A 21,138-nucleotide genomic window follows, 5' to 3' on the forward strand; every position below is an offset into this window, starting at 1 on the left:
TTTAATGACAGTTCGTCACCTTTTTTACCGCCTCGACGATAAGCGCGGCGGCACGCTCTTTTTTTAGCCGCTCGGGTGATACTTTTGCAAAGTACCCGTAGGTCCATTCGTGCAAAGCGCCAGGTTTAATGGGTCGGTCAGCACACCACTGCGATCCTTCAGTGGCATCCAGCACACCTGCGAAATACATATCGGCTTTGATACGCTCGCGCTCGTTCTGCCTGTTGCTCCATGCGGCGAAAAAACGCGCCCCCGTCATGTAGGTGTCAAAACGGGTTAATAATGCCGGGTCGCGCGGAAATACGGCGGTACTGTCTTCAGGCAAAGACTCTGCTCGCGGGTATGTATAAATCGTGTTTTTTGCTGCGGCTAAAGCCGACAGCGCCAGCAGTCCGCCTGCAAGGGCAAGGCGCATTTTCATCACGCTTCCTTGTGTGTCTTACGCTAATGACAGGCCGTAAGGAGTGCCCTTACGGCCAGAGCAGGATTACGCGTCGTTGCTCTTAAGCGAAGGCAGCTTGGAGACCAGACGCAGCGAAACGGTCAGCCCTTCCAACTGGTAGTGCGGACGCAGGAAGAACTTGGCGGCGTAGTAACCCGGGTTGTCTTCTATCTCCTGCACCTGCACTTCCGCCGCGGCCAGCGGTTTGCGGGACTTGGTCTCCTGAGAGGAGTTCGCCGGGTCGCCGTCCACGTAGTTCATCACCCAGTCGTTCAGCCAGCGTTCCATCTCTTCGCGCTCGCGGAAGGAACCAATCTTGTCGCGAACGATGCACTTCAGGTAGTGCGCGAAGCGGCAGCAGGCGAACAGGTAGGGCAGACGCGCGGCCAGACGCGCGTTGGCGGTGGCGTCCGGGTCGTGGTATTCCGCCGGTTTTTGCAGCGACTGCGCGCCGATAAACGCGGCGAAGTCGGAGTTTTTACGGTGGATCAGCGGCATAAAGCCGTTTTTCGCCAGTTCCGCTTCGCGACGGTCGCTGATGGCGATTTCGGTCGGGCACTTCATATCCACGCCGCCGTCGTCGCTCGGGAAAGTGTGGCACGGCAGGTTTTCCACCGCCCCGCCCGACTCCACGCCGCGGATGGAGGTGCACCAGCCGTACTCTTTGAACGAGCGGTTGATGTTGGTCGCCATCGCATAGGCGGCGTTCGCCCAGGCGTAGTTGTTGTGGTTCGCACCGTCGGTCTCTTCTTCAAAATCGAAGCTGTCCACCGGGTTGGTGCGAATGCCGTACGGCAAACGGGAGAGGAAGCGCGGCATCACCATCCCCAGATAGCGCGCATCTTCCGACTCGCGCAGCGAACGCCAGGCGGCGTACTCGGTGTTCTGGAAAATCTTGGTGAGATCGCGCGGGTTCGCCAGCTCCTGCCAGGACTCCATCTGCATCACGCTCGGCGCGGTGCCGGTGATGAACGGGCAGTGCGCGGCGGCGCCGATGCGCGCCATCTCGCCTAAAAGCTCAACATCTTGCGGGCTGTGGTCGAAGTAGTAATCGCCCACGATGCAGCCAAACGGCTCGCCGCCGAACTGGCCATACTCTTGCTCGTAAATCTTTTTGAAGATAGGGCTCTGGTCCCAGCCCACCCCTTTGTAACGCTTGAGGGTGCGGCCCAGCTCCTGCTTGGAGATGCTCATAAAGCGGATTTTCAGCATCTCGTCGGTTTCGGTGTTATTCACCAGATAGCTCAGGCCGCGCCAGGCGCTCTCCAGCTTCTGAAACTCCTCATGGTGAATAATCTGGTTCACCTGCTGCGAAAGCTGCTCGTCGATGCCGGCTATCAGGTTCTGAATGGTGCGGTAGGTGTCGTTAGAAAAGGTAACGGTGTTCTCCAGCGCCTGCTGCGCCAGGGTTTTTACCGCGCTTTCCACGGCGGAACGCGCCTGGTCGGTTTTCGGGCGGAACTCTTTATTCAGCAGCGCGCTGAATTCATCCTGGCTGAACGCCTGTCCCGCCTGCTGCTCATGTTGTTGAGTCGGGTTGCTCATGATTACTCCTCGCTACCTTTTTCGCTCTCTTCGTTTTTCGGCATCTGGCTCAGGGATTTGAGCAGCGTCGGGTCCTGCAGAATTTTGGCGATAAGCTCTTCCGCGCCGTTTTTGCCGTCCATGTAGGTCAGCAGGTTAGAGAGCTGGGTGCGCGCTTCCAGCAGCTTGTTAAGCGGCTCGACCTTGCGCGCCACGGCGTCCGGCAGGAAATCTTCCATGCTTTCAAAGGTCAGGTCGACGTTCAGTTTGCCTTCGCCGGTCAGGGTGTTGTCCACATGGAACGCCACGCGCGGCTTCAGCGCCTTCATGCGCTCATCGAAGTTATCGATGTCGATTTCCATGAATTTGCGCTCGTCGACGGCAGGCAGGTTCTCCACCGGTTTGCCGACCAGGTCCGCCATAACCCCCATCACAAACGGCAGCTGGATTTTGCGCTCCGCACCGTAAATTTCTACGTCGTATTCGATCTGTACGCGGGGCGCACGGTTACGTGCGATGAATTTCTGCCCACTGTTACTCATTGCCATGATGTTCTCCATCAAAGATGCGCGGTGAAGGTGTGTCGCCAGACGCGATGCCCGGCGTCGTAATAAGAGACGCGTCAGTCGCGGCGTCCAAAAATGTTTTCCAGCTGGTGCACGCCATCCGGCGCCAGATCCCGGATGATGTCCATAAAGTTGAGCTCGATAAGCCGCTGCACCCGCTCAATCATCAGCGGCGCAGGGTGGCTCGGCTCGTACTGCGCGAAATAGTGCTTGGCTTTCTCCAGCATCAGCTGCGCGTCGGCGCGGCTGGTGACCTGCACGCTGCGCCAGTCCGCAACAAACGGCGCGGCTTGCGCGGCGACAGGCGCAGAGCCGTCCGCCTCGCCAACGTCCGCCGCTTCACGGCTCGCCAGCAGCGAGCCGATATCGGTGGCCTGACAGGCGCTGGCGACAAGCCCGACGGTTTTTTGCAGCTGTTCCATTTCCGGTACGCCGCTTTCCCCCAGATAGCCGGTCAGCAGTTCGCGGATGGTTTGCAGGCGCTCGTTTATCTGCACGACCGCCTGGATGCCAGGCTGGTCGCCGCGCGCCAGCTCATCAAGCAGACGCGGACGGCCGCCGGGATAGTCCGGGCATTCCGTCTTTCTGCCGTCCAGCAGCGCCTGGGCGTCGCGCAGCGAGATCTCATCGCCGTTTGAGCGCAGGAGCGAAGCGCTGCGCACGGCGCTGGTCAGCTCCGATTTATCGCCAAGCCCCGCCAGCGCGTTGATGCGGTAGAACGGGTCGGTTTCGCCATACTCCTCCAGCAGCGGATAGAGCGGCTCCCAGTAAAGGGAGATGGCCTGCTGCACCAGCAGCAGCCCTTCGGCATAGCCCGCAAGGCCGCGGCGGCGGGTCCAGGCGTGGGTAAGCGCCAGCATAACGCGCAGATCTTTAGTGCGCCCAAGCAGGCTGACGGCGAGCTTTTCCACCGTGGTCCAGTCCGCCGGTTCCGCCGGAATAATGGTGTCGCCGAACTGCTGCTCGGCCTTGCCCTGGCTCGCCTGCTCCATCGCCTGGTAGTCGGCGTCGTACTCCAGGTTTTCGCCGCACGGTTTTTCCGAGCTTATCGGGGCGAGAAAGTCATCAATGCTCATCAGATACCTGCTTACTCAAACATGGGCGGATAGAGGCCATGGCGTCCGGGGCGGGCGCCGCCTGCCGGGTCGAACAGCAGCGTAAAGAGCTGCCCGGTGAAGTTGCCGCTGTGTACGTGGGTGTAAAGCGGGTAGCCGTCACAGCGGTTGGTCCACCAGAAGCTGGTCTGACGCTGCGGGTCGAAACACTCCGCCGCCTGCGGCCAGCCCAGGGTGCAGGTCTCCTCCCCTTCATAACCAATCACGTCGAGGATGTCGGAGCGCTTTTCCGGTTCGGCGGGCTGCGGCTTAGGGATAGCCATCAGCGTCTGGTCGAGCTGCTCGGCGGAGTAGCTGTTGCGCACGGCATGCAACAGCACGCGGCCAAGCTGCTGATACCAGCTTTCCGCCTGGGCCAGCAGGCGCGGCGACCACTCTGTCGGGCTAAAGGCTATCTGGGCGCAGACGGGATACTGGCGGCCTACGCTGTCGCGTCCCGGCAGCAGGCAACCCATCTGCACCATCTGGCTGCCAAGCATCGGCGGCACGACAAAGTTCCAGACCGGCGCGCTGCCGAACTGGCGTTCGCCGAAGCGCTGCTCTTCCTGAAGCCATGCGTGCAGGCCGACCTGAAACCAGTGCGACCACTGACGCTGGAGCGAGTCGGGAAAGCGACGCTGTAAGAAGTCGCCGGCACTGGGTAACTTTCCGTACCAGCTGTACCAGTTCATCGCAGGAGAATTCGTCATACGGCTGTCCTTGCGGTTAGGGGCATGAAAAACGGGGGAGCTGGAACGGGTTGCGAATGCTGTTGGGCGCAAACTCCAGCGTGACCTGATGGCCATCGACGGTAAACGTGGCCTGGCGGCTCAGGCTGCCGCTCCCCGGGCTGATGCGCGCCTTGTCGAAAAAGCGGTTCAGCGCCCAGGCGCCGTTAGTCACCAGCGTCGAGGTGCTGCCGTTGGTCAGTCCCAGTTGCATGCGCACCTGATTAGTGCCGCCCGGCCCCGGCCAGTTCATGATCTGCACCGCCTGCGGGCCATGGCTGTAGCGCAACAGCTGGCCGTCCACATCCAGCGTCAGGTTAAGAATGGTGTTATCCATCCGCACGGTGCGCACCGTAACCTTATAAGAAGGGGTAGTCGCGCCGTTGGCAAAGAAGGCGTCGCGAACAGATTGCGCCTGCTGGAAAGGACGCAGCAACCCTTCGCTGCCCGGCAGCGTTTTGCCGTCAATGCCCGGCATAAAGCGCCAGTTCGCCTGCGTGGTGTCCACTTTGTTGGTCAGGTTGTCGCGAAAAAAGGTGTCCATCAGCCCGGTGCCCGGCGCAAACATGCGCGCCAGGTCATCCGGCGTCACTTCGCTGCTGGCGCTGCGCACCAGCGGGTAGCGTCCGGCGATGGCTTGACGGCAGAAGCCGCCCACTTCAACGTTAATGCGCTTGCGCACGTTTTCGAGATCCCGGCGCTGCGTATCGCTGCTCGCGCCCACCGCCATATTGCTGAACATGGTTTGCAAACCGCCCGGCAGACGGCCCGCGCTCGCCTGCAGGCGGCTGATAGCTTCGCCGCCCGGCGCGGGCATGCCGCTGTTCGCCGCGTCCTGTACGGCGGTCAGGTAGCGGTAGAGTTCGTCAACCTGCTTAAGAAAGTCGTCAAAAACGATGGTTTTGCCGCCCTTCTCCAGCGGCTGCGCCAGCTCAATCATCGGCGCGTAGTGGTCAGTGACCAGTTGCTCCGGCGTCTGCGTCATCACCGCGCCCTGGGTCGGCGCTTTATCGCGGTCGCTAAACAGCGCTTCCAGCGTGCGGGTGGCGCGGTTGCTCTGCTCGCTGGCCTGTTCGGCATTTTCCGGCGACGGCGTGTCGCGGGAGAGCGTCAGCACCTGGCTTAAGTTCTGTACCAGCCGGCGCAGCGGCGAGTTGTTGCCGGAAAGCAGCCGCGCCGTGTTGATGCGCTGGGAGAGATCGGCGCTGTTGTTGAGCTGGATATCGGCGAGATAGCTGTCCCAGTTGGCGATAAAGTCGCGCATATAGAGCTGGCGCACGGCGTTATCCGTCTGCTGTTTATCTTCCTGCGCCGTCGCGCCGCCCAACACCCAGGCGTCATCTTCATGCAGCGCGGTAGTCACGCTGTCTATCTGGCCGTTGAAGCTTTTCCAGTAACCGTCCGGGGTATAAAGCCCCGGCACCCCTTCGCTCACCGGCTTGCCGCTTTTGCGGGAGAAAACCAGCTCGCTCTGCGGCCCGCCGAGAGCGGCCAGCGATACCGGCTTGAGGTTTTCGTCATGCTCAAGCAGCCGTTTCAGGCGGCCGTAGACGCGGGCGGAAAGCGGCTGACGGTTGATAAGCGCCTGCTCGCGGGCTATCAGCGCCTCGTCTTTCGCATAAGGCGAAGACTGGATCTGCGGCTCCAGCAGCTGCGTCAGGTGCCACTCAAGCTCGCGCAGCTGCGCCTGCGTGACGTTCTGCGGCAGGTTGCGCTCCAGGTTCAGCATCACCCACGAGTGCAGGAATTTCCCGTCGTAATGCTTCGGCTGGTAAAGCATCTGATAGGCTTTCAGCGCTTCGTAGCTGTACTCCACGTCGCTGCCGTTGTCGTTGCGAAGCCAGGTGGTGATATGCATGGCGACGGCGGGCAGCAACATCTGGTCCAGCGCTTTCTGATAGAGCGACTGCGACGCGTCGCTGACGTCATAACCGCGGTAAAGCCCCATACGGCGAGTGACCGGCGGGTCGTTAACGTCGAATTCCTTGCTTTTCGGCAGATCCACCAGGCCATTAAGCAGCGGCAGCAGCGCAAAAAGGTCGCGCTGCTGGAGGTTTTGCAGCGCCTTGCTCTGCTGCTCCACCTGCGGCACTTTCGCCTGCACCTCTTCCAGATACGCTTTGTTTTTACCGTAGCTGGTTAGCCACAGGCCGCCCAGGATCACCAGCAACGCCAGCAGCACCGCATAGCCGGACCAGATAACCGCGCGGTTGCGCAGCTCCCACCAGCGGTTCTCCCCGGCGATGCCCGCCTCCTGGAAAATGACGTTTTGCAGCAGGTTCTTAATGAAGAAGCTCTGACCTTTCGCCCCCGGGATGGGCGCTTCTTTGCTTACCGAGTCCCAGTTATCGCCCGCGCCGCCTTCCGGCAGCGAAAGCGCGCGGTTAAGCTCGCCCATCACCCGGTCGAACGGCATCCCTTCCTGCGTGCCGCTCGCGAAGTAAATGCCGCGCGGCGAAAACTCGGTTTCAAAGTTGGAGCGGGCGAACACCGTGCTCAGGTAGTCCGCCAGCAGCGGACGCAGCGCGGCGAACTCCTGCGGGAAGAGGTACGCTTCGGCGCGGGTTTTGGCGTCGTGCTCTTTGAGCATGGTTTCCGGCAGGCCGGCGTCGAGGCGCTGTTGCAGCAGAGAGAATTCCTGCGCGAAGCTGCCCAGCAGGTCGAAATCGGCCTGTTTCGTCTGCTCCCAGGGGAACGTGAAGCCCCAGATCTGGTCGCGCTGCGCCTTGTCGAAATCGGCAAACCAGGCGCGAAAGCCCTTAAGCAGGTCAACCTTGGTCACCATCACATAGACCGGAAAACGGATGCCCAGCTGTTCATGCAGCTCCGAAAGGCGCTGGCGCAGGTTCACCGCCTGCTGGCGCGACGCCTCGGCGGATTGCGTGAGCAGGTCTGAAATGCTGATGGTGATAATGACGCCGTTGACAGGCTGGCGGCGGCGATATTTGCGCAGCAGTTCAATGAACTTCAGCCATTCGCCTGCATCCTGCGCCTGCTCGCTCTCCTGCGTGGTATAGCGGCCCGCGGTATCCAGCAGCACCGCTTCGTTGGTAAACCACCAGTCGCAGTTACGGGTGCCGCCAATGCCGCGCAGCGCCGTTTTGCCAAAGCGATCCGCCAGCGGGAATTGCAGCCCGGAGTTGGCGAGCGCGGTGGTTTTCCCGGAGCCGGGCGCGCCGATAATCACATACCATGGCAGCTGATAGAGATACTGGGTGCCGAAGCGCTGCGTCCACTGCGCGCCGCGGTTGCCTGCCTTGCTGAAATGCGCTTTTTTCAGCATTTGCGCCGCTTCGTCAAAACGGCTGGCGAGCACCTGGTCTTCGCTGTTCAGGCGGTTTTGCGGGTCCACCGCCTGCGGCTCGGTGGTGTTCTCTTTAAGCTTGTCCATCAGCTTGCGGTTGAGCCAGGCGTTATAAAGCCGCGGCACAATATGGCTCTGGGCCCAGATAAAGTAGACCACCACGATGCTGATGATGCGGTTCTGCTCCGATTCCAGCGGCCGGGTATCGACGATGGAGAGCAGCGGACCAATCATCCAGATCACTGCCGAAAGCGCCGTGACGCCGAGGAACCCCCACAGCAGACGATTGGTAAGAATGGAAAGAAGTGTAGTCAGCATCCTTAGTTTCCTTGCGGCAATCCGTTCAGCTCAGCCCGGGTGTTTTCAGGCGACACCAGCAGCGTAATTTCCACACGGCGGTTGCGGGCGCGGTTTTCCGGGGTGTTATTCGGCGCCACCGGGTTCATCTCTCCCCGCCCTTCCGCTTTCACGCGTTCAGGTTGCGAGAGACTTTCCTGTAGCTGTTTTTGCACCGAGCGGGCGCGCTCCAGCGAAAGTTCATAGTTAGAGGCGAAGCGCGCGCTGCGAATCGGCACGTTGTCGCTGTAGCCCACCACCAGGATCTTGCCGCTGACGTTGTTCATTGCTTGGGCGATGCGGTCGATAACCGGATCGTAGCGGTCTCGCACCACGGTCGAAGCGGAAGCGAACAGCCCGTCGCCTTTGAGGATAACCACGCTGCGGTCGGCCTCATCGTTCACCGCCACCAGCCCCGCCTCGATCTCCGGACGCAGGAAGCCGCGCAGGTTGAGCACCGCAGGCAGACGCTGCGCCGGTTGCTGAATGGTCGCTTCGGGCAGTGGCGTCTGGTAAATCTTCGCCAGCACCGGGTTGGTGACGTCGCCGAGCCGCCAGTTGAGAATGATGTAGAACAGGCAGCCGATGAAACCTGCAAGCGCCACGCAGGCCCAGAGCGGCACCATCGGCCGCCACAGTTTACGCAACACCGGCTGGTCTTCCGGGTGCGGCGAAAGCGGCGGCGGGTAACTGCCGCGCACGCCGCGGATCATCTGCCATAACCGCTGCTTAATGGTCTCCAGCTGGGTGCGGCCGTTGTCCAGCACCCGGTAGCGCCCTTCAAAACCGAGCAGCAGGCAGTAGTTGATCATCTCCAGCAGCAGGATGTGCTCGCGCGGGTTTTGCGACAGGCGCGCCAGCAGCTGGAAGAACTTCTCGCCGCCCCAGGTTTCGTTATGGAAGGTCACCAGCAGCCCGCTGCCGGACCAGACGCCACTGCTTCCCCACGGCGTGAGCGCGGCGGCTTCGTCAAGCGCCGTACAAAGGCAGTAACGGGCGCCGACAATCACTTCATAAGGCAGCCCCGCCTGCTGGCAGCGCACCTCGAAGCGACGGATCTCATCAATTAAACGCTGGCGCAGCCCCGCCTGGTCGTCATGGGAGACGGAATGGCGGATTTGCGGGATGGCGTTAAGCAGCGGATTGGCCGCCGCCACCAGGGGGTTATTGCCACTCGCTCCGGTAAACGCGGCATCGCTGCCGGAGGCCTGTCGTTCCTGCATAATAAGCGCTCGCTTGATTATTCTGTCGGGCTACGGATGGCCCAAAACTCCATATCCAGTCCCGGGAATTCGCCCGCCAGATGCAGGGCGAACGCGCCGGACTTATCCATTTCACCCCACAGCTCGCCGCCCTTTTCCAGTTCGAAGTAGCTGTAACCGGCGTGCCAGGGGATTTGCGGCGGCGCCACCGGCATGGCGCGCAGCACAATGCCCGGCAGTTGAAGCTGGACCAGATCGCGGATTTTAGAGACGGGCGCCACTTTCATCTGCGCCGGGAAATGGGTTTGCAGATGCTCGCCCGGCACGTTGGCTTTCACCGCCAGCACAAAGCCAAATTCGCGCACCATGCTGATTTCCGGGACGGTGGCGATGTTGAGTCCATGAGAGCGTTCGTTGAGCGGCAGCTGGATGGCGTGGTCTTCCATCACCAGCGACAGCCCCTGGCGCAGCAGCAGCATCAGTTTGCTAAAGCAGCCCGCGAGATCGTCATGGTCATAAACCGGCAGCACGTTTTCCGCGGCGCGCTGGGCAGTCCAGGTGGCAAGCTCCGTAGCGAAAGGCAGCCAGCTGCGCCAGAGCGTCTCCGGGTGAATAAGAGGCAGCGTTTTAACGTGCGAGACGTCGCCAAGGTGGCGGTTCACCAGCGCCAGCAGCGTAAACTCAATCAGCTCGGAGGTATTGAAACGGCCCGGCTGGCGCAGACGGCCGCCAATCTGCTGGCTGCGCTGCACCAGCAGACCGTGCAGATCGTTAATCATGCTGTAGATTTGCTGGCTGTTGTTGGCGTTGAGCATCGGCGGAATGTAGCTGTTATCCAGCCGCACGTGGTTGTCGTTGCGCTTCTCAACGACAACCGCGACGCCGATGGCGGTCCACTCCGCCGTCAGATCTTTTTCCAGCATCAGTTGCAGGCGCAGGCGGCCGAACTGCACCGTCGCTTCGCCAACCGACATCGCATTGTCGTCTTCCACTTCCTCTTCGAAAGTCACGAAGCGCGCCAGCGAGGCCTTCTCTTCGCTAAAGACCACCTCTTCGCGCCCGCCCCGGCGGACCGGCAGCGCCAGCACCACTTTTTCCCCGGAAAGGTTATCGGGGATGTGCAGCGGCGGCGGGCCGTTGCGGCCGTCGCGGAAATGGAAAAAGGTGCCGTCAGGCAGAAGCCCGCTGGCGTAGCTCAGCGCCACGCAGCCCTGGCGCAGCATCGCCTCGTCCAGTTCCAGATCGAGAAAACCCCACAGGTAGGGGCGTTGCAGCGAACCCCATTCGCGGATGTTGCTTTGCAGGTAGCTTTCCGCACGCTGAAAATGGTGCGGGCGCAGGAACATGCCTTCGGTCCACACGACCTTTTCTGCTTTCGTCATGATGTTGTGTTTTCCTGTAAGGAAACGCGTTACTGGCTAATGACGCGGATCCCGTTTACGTCAAGAAAGAGACTGGCCTGCAGCTCGTCTGCGGACCATTTCCAGAACTGGTAGAGATGGCTTTCGCCCGGTACAGGCAGAGGAAGAGAAATGCGCCACTTTTTGCCGTCCAGCGCCTGGTACTCCGCCATCACGCCGATGTAGCGCGCTTCCGGCGAGCTTTGTCCGCTCAGCGTTTTCGAAAGCTGGCCTGGCATGAGGAAGAACACGTCGCTGTTCAGCAGATTCGCGCCAAGCACGCCTGACGCGTTGTTCTGCAGGGAGTAGAAATCGGCGGACATAAAGTCCGCATCTGATTTCAGCAGCAAGACCCTGACTTTAAGCGGCGCAGAGTCGTTGATTTGCGGATGAGCCTGAAACTGAAGAGTGTAGCGGGAGGGCTCGCTGTGTGAAGACGATGCGCAACCACTGACCAACGTGAAAATCAAAATACCAAACGCCAGGCAGACCCGGCCAAAAAAGTTTTTGTTATGCATAGGGATTCGCTCGCAGAAGCGGGATTAATCCAGAATCCAGGTACCGTTGTTGCTGTCCTTGCAGGCTTTGCCGCTGCCGTCAACGTTCACGCAGGTCGCTTTTTTACGTGCTTTCGGGCGAATGGCTTGCTTGCGGACCGTCGCGTCATACTGGTCGGCTTTCACCACGGCGCGCATCGGCACATAGCCAATCAGCTCGTCTTTGCCTTCGTCAGCCAGCGCCATCCAGAAGTGCTCAACCTGCCCTAACACTTCATAGGTTTTACCGGTTTCAAGGGTGCGAATGACTTTACCGCCGAAATCCGGACGGCTCATCAGCGAGGCCGGGTACAGCGCGCGGTAAGAGACATTTACCGGGGTAAATTCCGCAGGCGGAGAGACCGCATAACGGTGGGTCAACGTAACGCCATTGACCTGGCTTGTGACGATCGTGTCATCTGTTAATGCCGGTTTCTGCGGCGCTTTACAACCTACAACAGCAAAGACAAACAAAAGAGAAAGGAGCGTTCGCATTTTCATATGCTTTTCCGTAGCAATATTCTTGATGATGGTTGATGAGGAGGTGAAATTTGACTTAAGTGCTATTATTAAAGAAAGATGAATTTTTTAATTCCGCTTTCCTGTGCAAAGAGCATAGCTACCGCACGAGCCTTGCGAATAAGGCCCAGCCGTAACCTGACATTTTTTGACAAACCGGAAACAATTCTACAGCACCTTTTCTTCAATTCAATATTTACCCTTTTCTTTCGGCTGTTTTTAACGCGGGCAAAAGCATTATAAGACTAATCTTAGGTTCATTTTTTAAAGGGCCGGCACATCACAATTTGGGCTTATTAAGCGAACCCGTTAAAAGAGCAACTTATTGATTTATATAATATTTATTAAAAGTATAATTTAACGCCCTAACGGATTGTCATTTTGCTCACCACTACCATAATTAGTAGTTAAATGGCCTTAAAACCCTTAAGAATATATTTATAAGAACGAATAATTGTATTTTAAAAGTATGTTTCAAAAGGTGTCATCGACGGCGCTATGACGCGAAAATGTAAACCGAACGGCATTTAGCAATAATATCGGCAGAAAAAATAACGCCTGGTTACTTATAAATTCGCAGAAAAAAGCCCTTATGGTTTGTGCATTTTCTCAATGAATAATTTTAGCCGGGCTAAACTTTATTAAATCTCACTACCGATATACGAGCAGCCGGAAGAGAGAATATATTCTTAATGACATCAGTAAATCCTTAAGCCACCTATTTCCAGAGACCCGTCGCGACGCGGCTGCTTTCAGCATTAGCCGTGCGTCTGGCAAACTTCCCCGGCTACAAAGGCAAACCCTGCCGCTGCAAAAAATGTTTATAAAAGCGACAAACCGCTTTTTCTGCTTATTTGGATTTAAGCCCCGCTAAACTAACGCGGCGGGGCTTACGCGTGATCGCCTGCCGGCGCAAAGCGCAGGTTTCCATTCAGTATACGCCTGCGGGCCTGAGCGCTTTTACTTACAGACTGCCAGCAAAGCGAGCCAGATCCTGGTTAAACCGCGCAGGCTCTTCGATAAACGGCGCATGCCCGGAATGCGCATACAGGCGTGACTGAATGCGCGGATTAACCCTCGCCGCCTGCTCAAGCGAGGCCTGTGGGCGCACCAGCGCATCGTGCTCGCCATAAATAAACAGCAGCGGCACGCGAACGTCTTTCAGTCCCTGCTCCAGCGGCACGCTCAGGGAGGGCACCGCCCGCTGCATTGGCAAGGCTGCTAACGCGGCGTTCGCCAGCAGGCGCTCAAACGTTGCCGCATCCGGCTCGCGCCAGAAGCACAGGCGCAGAAAAGCGCGTTCGCCATCCAGGTGGGTTTTTAAATCCCCGGCGGTCATATCCCGATAGACTTCCGGGTGCGCAGGGATAAGCGCGGGCGTTAACGCCACTACCCCATCAACATAGAGCGCGCCGCTTATTCCGGCGTCGCCATACAGGGCAAGATAATTCGTGATGACCGCGCCACCCAGCGACCAGCCTACCAGCAGCGGTTTGCGGGCGCGGCTGGCGTCGATCACTGCCGCCAGGTCTTCTCCCCACCGTTTACCGTCCCGGTAGGCCGCTTCCTGCTCCGGCTTATCTGAAAGCCCATGGCCGCGCAGATCATAGGTGATAAGACGAAAGCGCTGGAGCAGCGGGTCATTAAGCTGTTGCTCCCAGTTCAGGCGGCTGCCGAGCAGGCCGTGAATAAAAATTATCGGCTTTCCCTGCGGGTCGCCGCGCTCCTGCACCGCCAGGCGGACGCCATCCGGCGCCGTTACGGTGTAGTGCTTTTCCGCCGCCAGAACCGATACGCTAACCAGCATCAGCAATAAAGAAAGTAACAGGTGACGATAAACAGATAACGCCATAATGATCTCCTCGGGTTTATGCTTCAGGGGTATCCTGAACCCTGACACTAATGTCAGAGTCAAGCACCATGAGGAGCGGAGATGACGTTATCTATCGGCGAGCTTGCGAAGGCGACGGGCGTTAGCGTCCGGGCTATACGTCATTACGATCGGCACGGGCTGGTGAGCGCCACGCGCGGCTGCAACGGCTATCGCTATTTTCCCGAACAGGCGGTGACGCAGGTCAGGCAAATTCAGCGGCTGATCGCCATGGGATTCAGCATTGAAGAGATACGCGGCTTTCCGGACTGCATGCGCCTGATTGAGGGCGCCGCTTTTTGCCCGGAAACCCAGCCGGTTCAGTACCAGCGTCTCGCCGCCATTGAGCGGCAGATAGCGGAGCTGGAACGGCGGCGGGCGCGGCTGCTTAAGACCCTTTCACAGGGCGTGGAGAAATAGCCCGCGCTGACCCGCGCGGCGTTGCCAGCGGAGCGTCGATTAGCGGGGGTTGACGAGCAGGCCGCTCGCGAGGTGCTGAAACGCCTCGGTCGCTTTGGCGAGGGTCGCTTGCGGCGTCTCGCTTGCGGCGACCCAGAGCGCCGCGTTAAACGCGGCGCCATTGAGCAGGCGCGCCGCCGCCTCCACGTCGACCGGCTTGACTATCCCCTGCGCTATCAAAGCGGTTACCGCCTGGCGCGTGGCCTCAAGGCAGGCGTTCTGGCTCGGCCAGTGCGAAGGGTCGCCAAGAAAAGCGGGGCCGTCGAGCAGGACAATGCGTTGCACCTCCGGCTCAAGCGCCATCTCGATGTAAGCGACGCCTTCCGCCAGCAGTTTGCTCCAGTCATCTTTTTGCCCATTCGCCCGGCTTCTGGCTCGCTGCGCAATCTCTTCATCTACCTGAGCGACCACCGCCGCCAGCAGCCCCTTTTTATCGCCAAAATTGGGGTAGAGCGCGCCGCGGGTCAGCCCGACGCTTGCAGTCAGCTCATCCATTGAGGCGGCGGCAAAGCCTTTTTCCGCGAACGCCTTGCGCGCTGCGGCAATCAGCTTGCCCCGGTTCTCTTCCATCGTTTCCGCACGACGTTTCGCCGCCATCGTCTCTCTCCTATTTCACATACGCATCGTATTTCATTTGACATACGCGCCGTATGTGTAATGATTTCCACATACGCAGAGTATATGAAAATTACTCTGCCGGCGTACATCCCAGACGTTTAACTCCGCTCAACAAGAGGTGCAGCATGATCCCACGTGAACCCATTTTCCCCGCCGACCGCCACGCCCTTTATGAGCAGCATGGCTACTCCGCCGCTATCCGCTCCGGCGATTTGCTGTTTGTATCAGGCCAGGTGGGCAGCCGCCCGGACGGCACGCCGGAACCCGATTTCGCCGCGCAGGTCAGGCTCGCGTTTAATAACCTTCGGGCCACGCTCGCCGCGGCGGGCTGCACGCTGGACGACCTTATCGACGTCACCACCTTTCATACCGACCCGGAAAAGCAGTTCGACACCATCATGGCGGTGAAACAAGAGTTGTTCCCCGCTGCGCCCTACCCAAACTGGACCGCCGTGGGCGTAAACTGGCTCGCCGGGTTTGATTTTGAAATTAAGGTTATCGCCCGCATCCCGTAAAATGCGAGCCTGTCCGCTTGACTTATTTTGTAAACAGCGTACTTTTCAGGACATGAAAACGTTCCTGATTATTGTTCCCGACGGCGGCATGCTGTTCGAAGCCGCCGGTATCGCCGATATCCTGATGCAAGCCAATCGCCATCATGCGGAGAATAGCCCGCAGCCGCGCTACCGGATTAGCATGGCCACCACGCAGCCTCATCAGGTTATTCACGGCCAGTCCGGGCTCAATCTGCTGGCGGATCATCGCCTGGCGGAGCTTGACCCGCGCGTTGCTTACGACACCATTATGATAACCGGCCGCGGCCTGAGCGAAGAAGAAGGCGCCGCGGTGGTAGACTGGGTGCGCCTTGCCGCACCGCATGCGCGCCGGGTGGTGTCCGTCTGCGGCGGCGCGCTGCTGCTGGCGCAAGCCGGCCTGCTTGACGGACGACGCGCCACCACCCACTGGCGGCTGCTGGAAACCCTGCAAAAGCAGTTTCCGCAGGTGAAGGTGGAAGGCGGCCCGCTTTATATCCAGGATGGCCCGGTCTGGACTTCCGGCGGCGTGACCTCCGGCTTTGACTTAACGCTGGCGCTGGTGGAAGAAGATTACGGTTTTACCCTCGCCCGCGACGTGGCGCAGGACCTGGTAATGTACCTGCGCCGCCCCGGCGGCCAGCTGCAGTTCTCCCGTTATCAGCTCAAGCCCGCCAACAGCAACGGCCCGCTAAGCGAGCTGCAAAACTGGATTCTGGACAATCTCGCGGAAGATTTATCGGTGGAAAGGCTGGCGGAACGGGTGGCGATGAGTCCGCGTAACTTTACTCGCGTCTTTACCCGGGAAACCGGCGCGCCTCCGGCGCGTTACGTGGCGGAAGCGCGGCTCGCCGCCGCCCGTCACCGCCTGGAGCAGACCCATGAAACGCTGGAACGCATTGCGGCGGTTACCGGCTTTGGCAACAGCATTAACCTGCGCCGTCTCTTTGAGCGCCAGCTTCATCTCACCCCTGGCGAATACCGCCAGCGCTTTCATTCCAGCAAAATGGCGTAAAGTGATCCTTTTTTGTCATTTACGCCATGACGCAGCCGGCCTACCCTGAACTCAGACATCCCAGAGAAGGAGTTAATCATGGTTAAGGTCGGTATTAACGGTTTTGGCAGGATTGGACGTAACGTTCTGCGCGCGGCGCTGGGCAATGCGGATATTCAGATCGTGGCGATTAACGATCTCACCGACAGCAAAACGCTCGCGCATTTGCTCAAATATGACTCTTTGCTCGGCACGCTGCCAGTTACGGTGGAAGCAGGCGAAGGCGAGTTGCGCGTGGATGGCAAACCGGTGCGCGTTTTCAGCGAGCGCGACCCGGCGCAGATCCCCTGGCGCGACGCGGGCGTCGAGATTGTGATTGAAGCGACCGGCTTCTTCACCGATCGCGAAAAAGCCGCCGTTCACATCAGCAGCGGCGGCGCGAAGCGGGTAATTATCTCCGCGCCGGGCAAAAATGACGACCTTACCATTGTGATGGGCGTTAACGACCGGCAGTACGACCCCGATCGTCATTTCGTGGTCAGCAACGGCAGTTGCACCACCAACGGCCTGGCGCCGGCGGCCCAGGTGCTGCACCAGAGCTTCGGCATCGAACATGGCCTGATGAACACCACCCACGCCTACACCAACAGCCAGGCGCTGCACGACCAGCCGGAGAAAGATCTGCGCGGCGCACGCGCGGCGGCGTTGTCGATTGTGCCTTACTCCAGCGGCGCGGCGAAGGCGCTCGGCAAGGTTATCCCCGAGCTGGATGGACGCCTGACGGGCTATTCGCTGCGCGTGCCGGTGCCGGTAGTGTCGATTGTCGACCTGACGGTCACGCTTAAGCGCGACGTCACCGTTGAGGAGGTCAATGCCGCGTTCCGCCAGGCCGCAGAAGCGGGCCCGCTGAAAAATATTCTCGGCTACAGCGACGAGCCGCTGGTTTCCAGCGACTACCGGGGCGACCCGCGTTCGTCTATTATCGATGGGCTTTCCACGCTGGTGATTGGCGGCAACCTGGTCAAGATCCTCGCCTGGTATGACAACGAGTGGGGCTTCTCAAACCGGCTGGTGGATCTGGCGCGGATGATGGCGCAACGCGGACTCTGAGCTTTCGCGTAACGCAAAGCCGCGGCCCGAGGGCGGCGGCTTTTTTTTGTATTGCCTGTTCCATCGTTCCCTTGCCTGGAGACGGCGTCAGCACATGCGCGCGCGAATCGGCGTTCGTCCACTCTATACTACCAGAGGCGCGCTTTTACCCGTCGACTTGCGGCGCGCTGTCTTTTATATGCGTTGATTCTGCATGGTGGTCTGGTCGCTTTACGGCGGAGGCGTTCCCTCCTCCACCGGGCTGCTCGCCTGCCCGGCGGGGGCCCTGAACAGTAACGAGGTGATGATGTCGCGAATTTTTATTACCGGTTCGGCAGATGGTCTGGGGTACGCGGCGGCGGAGAATCTGCTTGCCGACGGGCATGAGGTGGTGGCGCACGTACGCAGCCCGCAACGCCTTGAGGCGGTGAAACCGCTTATTGACCAGGGCGCCCAGGTGGTGGTGGGCGATCTCGCCAATCTGAACGCGATGCAGGATGTCGCCGCGCAGGTGAATAAACTTGGTCAGATGGATGCGGTGATTCATAACGCGGGCGTTTATTCCGGACCGTCAGTGGTGCCGGTAAATGTGGTGGCGCCTTATGTGTTGACCTCACTGATAGCGAAACCCGCCCGCCTGATTTATCTCAGCAGCGGCATGCATCTGAACGGCCAGCCGCGCCTTGAGGGCGTGGACTGGTCGGGCGCACGCGAATCCGCCACCTATTCCGACAGCAAGCTTTTTATCACCACGCTTACGATGGCGCTTGCCCGGCGCTGGCCGGACATTCTCTGCAACGCGGTCGACCCGGGCTGGGTGCCGACAAAAATGGGCGGCGCGAACGCGCCCGGCGACTTACGGCTGGGGCACCTGACGCAGGAATGGCTGGCGGTAAGCGATGACAGCGAAGCGCGAACCAGCGGCGGCTACTGGCATCACCAGAAGCGGCGCACGCCCCACGCGGCGACGCGCGACGAGGCGTTTCAGAACGCGTTGCTAGAAAGCCTGGCGCGGACGACGGGCATTACCCTGCCGCCGCGCTGAGAAGCGCCCCCTCCGCGCCGGGAAACACACCGGCGCGTCTTTCTGCTTAACGACGCGGCTGCGCTTTTCTTCGCCCGGTTGTTTCGCCGCTCCGCGCTCTTCAGAGGGGTTTATCAGCAACGCGTCGGCGATGACGCTAAACAGCCTATCGGCGAGCGCGGCTGAAGGGTATATCCAGGGAAAAGGATGCACGCAGCGCGGTAAGCGGCGGTGACTCACCTTGCGAAATAAAAAAGGATGCCCGGGCATCCTTTTTCATCTGCGTTACCGCTACGCGCCGTGAAAGGCGACCGTATAGCCCTGCTCGCGCCAGTGCGCAAGCTGCTCTTGCTGACGGCGGGAGGGCGCTTTGCCGGTCCACAAAAAGAGTTGCTGGCCGGGGAAAAGCTCCGGGCGCGGCGCATCCAGCGGTTCCGCCAGCACGTCGATGTGCCAGCCTTGCTGAGAAAGTCGCCAGGCTTCCAGCCAGAGTCGGGTGCGGTCCTCGCAATCCCAGCCAATCAGCAGCGCTTCTTTGCCGGTTTTTTTGCGCGCCTCGGCCAGACAAGAGGCGGCATAGTCAATCAGCACGCCGTCCAGCATGCTGCACATGGTGCGGGCGGTATTTTGGTCGAGGCTTAGCCGCTGGCGTACAGGCACAAAAATATGATCGATAAGCGCATCCGCAGAATGCTCGCGCCCCAGCGCCATAATGGCAGCGCGCAGCCTGGCCGGGCGTACATGGCGCAGCACCGCCATCATCTCCTCCTGGAGCGATGACCAGTCGTCATTGACCACCAGCTTGTTCTCTTCCAGCAGCGCCCGCACTTTGCCGACGGGCACGCCGCTCTCTACCCAGCGTTTGATCTCTTCGATCCGCTGAATATCGGCCTCATCAAACTGACGATGCCCGCCTTCGCTACGCTGTGGTTTTAACAATCCATAACGACGCTGCCATGCGCGCAGCGTGACTGGATTTATTCCGCATCGTTCGGCGACTTCGCCAATACTGTAAAAGGCCATTGACTCACTCATAATCAAACCTGATACGTCCATGCCTCAACCTAACCAATCCGCCCATCTTGTACAAATATTTTTTTCTTGTACAAAGGAAAAAGAGGCTTCACAGGCCGTTTCTGGCAGGGGTAACGATAAAAAACAGCAGTGCTGATTTAAATATGTACAGGTCTGGATGTCCAGGAAATGATAATTCTGATTCTATTGTAACGGTCTTCCACGCAGGCTGCCGCTTTTCAGGTCAGCAGCATGCGTTCTTGCGACAGGAAGCGAAAAAACCGTCGCTCAGAAACCCGATTTTTTTTCCGGCCAGGCGACGGCGGGAATGCCGCCAAATTCCGGAGCGGCGAACAGGTGCCCCTGGAACAGGGAAACGCCCGCCGACTCAAGCCACATCCACTCCTCCGCTTTCTCGACGCCCACGGCGCAAACGGAGATTTCCAGCGAGGCGCAGCTTTTGATAATGCCCTGGATAATAGCCTGCCGCGGCCCGCTTTTATGGACATCCTTTATTAACGCGCGGTTTATCTTAACGCGGTCTGGCTGGAACTGCGCCAGCAGCGATAGCCCGGCGAAGCCGGCGCCAAAGTGGTCGATAGCCAGCTGGATGCCCGCCGCTTTGAGTAACTTCACCGCATCGGTAAACTCATCAAGGCGGGAAATGACCTCGCTTTCCGTAAATTCAACGATAACCTGATCCGGCACCAGCCCGTTGGCCTCGATTTCCTGCAACAAAACGCTGACCGCGCCGGGTACTTTTACCAGTGTCATCGGCAGCAGGTTAACCGAGAGCATCTGCTCGCCGAGGTTCAGCGCGCGCGCCATCGCGAACGCCACCCTTTTGCTGTTGAGATCGGCCTCGTAAATGGCATCCCCCGACAGACTTTCAAAGTAAGCCCGCGGCGTGTCGCCTGAAGGCGTACGAATAAGCGCTTCCAGCGATACAACCTCCTGGGCCAGCGGGTCAATTATCGGTTGAAAAGCGAAGCTACAGTCTGCCGCATTGTCGATGACCAGATTCTCTGGCTTTACGGCGTTGCCATCGGAGATGAAATCCCAGCTATCGCCGGGTGGGATCTCAAAATAGTTCTCTTTTTCCCTTGCCTCAACGAAGGTACGGAAGAACTGCAGCGCGCGGTCGTCATAAGTTAACTGATACTTAGACGTGCCTTTATCAAGCACGGTCTGGAGAACTTCGTCGCTGTCGTACTCGCGCAGGTCAAAGAGTTCCATGCCGGCCTTACCAAACCGCCGTGACGGCGCATAGTCGCGCATCAACTCCACCACGTTATAGTGGCGGCCATCTTCGCAGATATGGTTGTAGATCGGTAAAACCCCCTCCTCCGGCCCCTCGAGCAGCTGAAAAAAATGCGTGCCGTTGAAAAGCAGAATGCCCGTTACGCCCGCCTCACCGTTCTTCTGGTTTGCTGTGGCTACCATCTCTTCCAGCGTTTTAACGGGAACATCGTCGCAAATATGGCTTCGGTAAATGATAGTTGTGAGCATGAAAGTCCCAGTGAATGATTTTTATGAACGGCCACCTTATCAGATGCTTGCCATCAGGTCTTGCAGTGATTACGCATCCCCTTGCACGCACCGTTTCGTCACACAATTGCCGTAAAGCGGCGGCAGCGACGCCTGGCGTTCGCAGACGACCTGACACCGGGAGCTCGCGCTTCTTCTGCGCGCACGTCGGTTAACCCGTCTTTGCTGACGACAAATGTGCCGCATCTGTACAGGATTTAGCGTTACAAACCTGTCGGGAACGGAGCTTTACAAAAAAATGCAAAACTCAACGCTATGAATTTTAACTAGTTTATTAACATACAATAAAAATAGTTAACTCATTGTACAATTTCGATGTACAAGTTCGCGAGAATTTG

Annotated in this window: 19 protein-coding genes; 5 read left to right on the forward strand and 14 right to left on the reverse strand. The window is 59.1% G+C overall.

Annotated features, from left to right (window positions below; genetic code table 11):
* Position 1: 1 nt before the first annotated feature.
* The 11 genes from MT962_RS08860 to MT962_RS08910 form a co-directional block, all read right to left on the reverse strand.
* Entirely contained in the window at positions 2 to 421 is a 420-nt protein-coding gene (locus MT962_RS08860; RefSeq protein WP_024557979.1) for a Rap1a/Tai family immunity protein, read from the reverse strand.
* A gap of 66 nt (positions 422 to 487) precedes the next feature.
* The gene (tssC, locus tag MT962_RS08865; protein WP_024557978.1) at positions 488 to 1,987 is read right to left on the reverse strand and encodes a type VI secretion system contractile sheath large subunit; all 1,500 of its coding nucleotides are present in this window, start codon (positions 1,985 to 1,987) and stop codon (positions 488 to 490) included.
* Positions 1,988 to 1,989: 2 nt separating this feature from the next.
* Positions 1,990 to 2,514 carry a type VI secretion system contractile sheath small subunit gene (tssB, locus tag MT962_RS08870; protein WP_024557977.1) on the reverse strand — a complete coding sequence of 175 codons (525 nt, stop codon included), beginning with the start codon at positions 2,512 to 2,514 and terminating at the stop codon, positions 1,990 to 1,992.
* A gap of 74 nt (positions 2,515 to 2,588) precedes the next feature.
* The gene (tssA, locus tag MT962_RS08875) at positions 2,589 to 3,608 is read right to left on the reverse strand and encodes a type VI secretion system protein TssA (RefSeq protein ID WP_247365417.1); all 1,020 of its coding nucleotides are present in this window, start codon (positions 3,606 to 3,608) and stop codon (positions 2,589 to 2,591) included.
* A gap of 11 nt (positions 3,609 to 3,619) precedes the next feature.
* On the reverse strand, positions 3,620 to 4,336 hold the full coding sequence (gene tagF / locus MT962_RS08880) for a type VI secretion system-associated protein TagF (protein ID WP_024557975.1): 717 nt from the start codon (positions 4,334 to 4,336) through the stop codon (positions 3,620 to 3,622).
* Positions 4,337 to 4,352: 16 nt separating this feature from the next.
* Complete coding sequence (gene tssM, locus MT962_RS08885; protein ID WP_247365418.1) at positions 4,353 to 7,976, reverse strand: type VI secretion system membrane subunit TssM; 3,624 nt, start codon at positions 7,974 to 7,976, stop codon at positions 4,353 to 4,355.
* A gap of 2 nt (positions 7,977 to 7,978) precedes the next feature.
* On the reverse strand, positions 7,979 to 9,217 hold the full coding sequence (locus MT962_RS08890; RefSeq protein WP_024557973.1) for a DotU family type VI secretion system protein: 1,239 nt from the start codon (positions 9,215 to 9,217) through the stop codon (positions 7,979 to 7,981).
* A gap of 17 nt (positions 9,218 to 9,234) precedes the next feature.
* Entirely contained in the window at positions 9,235 to 10,578 is a 1,344-nt protein-coding gene (gene tssK, locus MT962_RS08895; RefSeq protein WP_024559625.1) for a type VI secretion system baseplate subunit TssK, read from the reverse strand.
* Positions 10,579 to 10,607: 29 nt separating this feature from the next.
* Positions 10,608 to 11,114 carry a type VI secretion system lipoprotein TssJ gene (tssJ, locus tag MT962_RS08900; protein ID WP_024557971.1) on the reverse strand — a complete coding sequence of 169 codons (507 nt, stop codon included), beginning with the start codon at positions 11,112 to 11,114 and terminating at the stop codon, positions 10,608 to 10,610.
* Positions 11,115 to 11,138: 24 nt separating this feature from the next.
* On the reverse strand, positions 11,139 to 11,633 hold the full coding sequence (locus MT962_RS08905) for a hypothetical protein (protein WP_024557970.1): 495 nt from the start codon (positions 11,631 to 11,633) through the stop codon (positions 11,139 to 11,141).
* A gap of 982 nt (positions 11,634 to 12,615) precedes the next feature.
* Entirely contained in the window at positions 12,616 to 13,503 is an 888-nt protein-coding gene (locus tag MT962_RS08910) for an alpha/beta hydrolase (protein ID WP_247365419.1), read from the reverse strand.
* An 81-nt stretch (positions 13,504 to 13,584) separates the two neighbouring features.
* Between MT962_RS08910 and MT962_RS08915 the strand changes: the two genes are divergently transcribed.
* The gene (locus MT962_RS08915; protein ID WP_024559624.1) at positions 13,585 to 13,941 is read left to right on the forward strand and encodes a MerR family transcriptional regulator; all 357 of its coding nucleotides are present in this window, start codon (positions 13,585 to 13,587) and stop codon (positions 13,939 to 13,941) included.
* 39 nt (positions 13,942 to 13,980) lie between these two features.
* Here MT962_RS08915 and MT962_RS08920 read toward each other — a convergent pair whose 3' ends face one another.
* On the reverse strand, positions 13,981 to 14,577 hold the full coding sequence (locus MT962_RS08920; RefSeq protein WP_024557967.1) for a TetR/AcrR family transcriptional regulator: 597 nt from the start codon (positions 14,575 to 14,577) through the stop codon (positions 13,981 to 13,983).
* Between the two features lie 146 nt (positions 14,578 to 14,723).
* Between MT962_RS08920 and MT962_RS08925 the strand changes: the two genes are divergently transcribed.
* From MT962_RS08925 to MT962_RS08940, 4 genes are all read left to right on the forward strand, one after another.
* The gene (locus MT962_RS08925) at positions 14,724 to 15,113 is read left to right on the forward strand and encodes a RidA family protein (RefSeq protein ID WP_247365420.1); all 390 of its coding nucleotides are present in this window, start codon (positions 14,724 to 14,726) and stop codon (positions 15,111 to 15,113) included.
* Between the two features lie 52 nt (positions 15,114 to 15,165).
* On the forward strand, positions 15,166 to 16,146 hold the full coding sequence (locus tag MT962_RS08930) for a helix-turn-helix domain-containing protein (protein WP_024559623.1): 981 nt from the start codon (positions 15,166 to 15,168) through the stop codon (positions 16,144 to 16,146).
* 78 nt (positions 16,147 to 16,224) lie between these two features.
* Positions 16,225 to 17,235 carry a type I glyceraldehyde-3-phosphate dehydrogenase gene (gene gap / locus MT962_RS08935; RefSeq protein ID WP_024559622.1) on the forward strand — a complete coding sequence of 337 codons (1,011 nt, stop codon included), beginning with the start codon at positions 16,225 to 16,227 and terminating at the stop codon, positions 17,233 to 17,235.
* Between the two features lie 193 nt (positions 17,236 to 17,428).
* Positions 17,429 to 18,259, forward strand: a complete 831-nt coding sequence (locus MT962_RS08940) for an SDR family NAD(P)-dependent oxidoreductase (protein WP_247365421.1) — start codon at positions 17,429 to 17,431, stop codon at positions 18,257 to 18,259.
* A 270-nt stretch (positions 18,260 to 18,529) separates the two neighbouring features.
* On the opposite strand, the gene MT962_RS08945 is transcribed toward MT962_RS08940, so the two are convergent.
* On the reverse strand, positions 18,530 to 19,261 hold the full coding sequence (locus MT962_RS08945; RefSeq protein WP_024557962.1) for a MerR family transcriptional regulator: 732 nt from the start codon (positions 19,259 to 19,261) through the stop codon (positions 18,530 to 18,532).
* A gap of 279 nt (positions 19,262 to 19,540) precedes the next feature.
* Positions 19,541 to 20,761: a diguanylate phosphodiesterase gene (locus tag MT962_RS08950; RefSeq protein ID WP_024557961.1), complete on the reverse strand. Its 1,221-nt coding sequence runs from the start codon at positions 20,759 to 20,761 to the stop codon at positions 19,541 to 19,543.
* Positions 20,762 to 21,138 lie beyond the last annotated feature (377 nt).

It is taken from the genome of Franconibacter sp. IITDAS19 (assembly GCF_023079515.1).
Lineage (GTDB): Bacteria > Pseudomonadota > Gammaproteobacteria > Enterobacterales > Enterobacteriaceae > Franconibacter > Franconibacter pulveris.

Bases quoted from the DNA above. Each gene is read 5' to 3' on its own strand.
- MT962_RS08920 (WP_024557967.1), bottom strand. From the start codon at position 14,577: ATGGCGGCGAAACGTCGTGCGGAAACGATGGAAGAGAACCGGGGCAAG.
- MT962_RS08940 (WP_247365421.1), top strand. From the start codon at position 17,429: ATGGTGGTCTGGTCGCTTTACGGCGGAGGCGTTCCCTCCTCCACCGGG.
- tssJ (WP_024557971.1), bottom strand. From the start codon at position 11,114: ATGCATAACAAAAACTTTTTTGGCCGGGTCTGCCTGGCGTTTGGTATT.
- gap (WP_024559622.1), top strand. From the start codon at position 16,225: ATGGTTAAGGTCGGTATTAACGGTTTTGGCAGGATTGGACGTAACGTT.
- tssA (WP_247365417.1), bottom strand. From the start codon at position 3,608: ATGAGCATTGATGACTTTCTCGCCCCGATAAGCTCGGAAAAACCGTGC.
- MT962_RS08860 (WP_024557979.1), bottom strand. From the start codon at position 421: ATGAAAATGCGCCTTGCCCTTGCAGGCGGACTGCTGGCGCTGTCGGCT.
- tssM (WP_247365418.1), bottom strand. From the start codon at position 7,976: ATGCTGACTACACTTCTTTCCATTCTTACCAATCGTCTGCTGTGGGGG.
- MT962_RS08910 (WP_247365419.1), bottom strand. From the start codon at position 13,503: ATGGCGTTATCTGTTTATCGTCACCTGTTACTTTCTTTATTGCTGATG.
- MT962_RS08915 (WP_024559624.1), top strand. From the start codon at position 13,585: ATGACGTTATCTATCGGCGAGCTTGCGAAGGCGACGGGCGTTAGCGTC.
- MT962_RS08950 (WP_024557961.1), bottom strand. From the start codon at position 20,761: ATGCTCACAACTATCATTTACCGAAGCCATATTTGCGACGATGTTCCC.
- tagF (WP_024557975.1), bottom strand. From the start codon at position 4,336: ATGACGAATTCTCCTGCGATGAACTGGTACAGCTGGTACGGAAAGTTA.
- tssC (WP_024557978.1), bottom strand. From the start codon at position 1,987: ATGAGCAACCCGACTCAACAACATGAGCAGCAGGCGGGACAGGCGTTC.
- tssK (WP_024559625.1), bottom strand. From the start codon at position 10,578: ATGACGAAAGCAGAAAAGGTCGTGTGGACCGAAGGCATGTTCCTGCGC.
- MT962_RS08890 (WP_024557973.1), bottom strand. From the start codon at position 9,217: ATGCAGGAACGACAGGCCTCCGGCAGCGATGCCGCGTTTACCGGAGCG.
- MT962_RS08930 (WP_024559623.1), top strand. From the start codon at position 15,166: ATGAAAACGTTCCTGATTATTGTTCCCGACGGCGGCATGCTGTTCGAA.
- MT962_RS08925 (WP_247365420.1), top strand. From the start codon at position 14,724: ATGATCCCACGTGAACCCATTTTCCCCGCCGACCGCCACGCCCTTTAT.
- MT962_RS08905 (WP_024557970.1), bottom strand. From the start codon at position 11,633: ATGAAAATGCGAACGCTCCTTTCTCTTTTGTTTGTCTTTGCTGTTGTA.
- MT962_RS08945 (WP_024557962.1), bottom strand. From the start codon at position 19,261: ATGGCCTTTTACAGTATTGGCGAAGTCGCCGAACGATGCGGAATAAAT.
- tssB (WP_024557977.1), bottom strand. From the start codon at position 2,514: ATGGCAATGAGTAACAGTGGGCAGAAATTCATCGCACGTAACCGTGCG.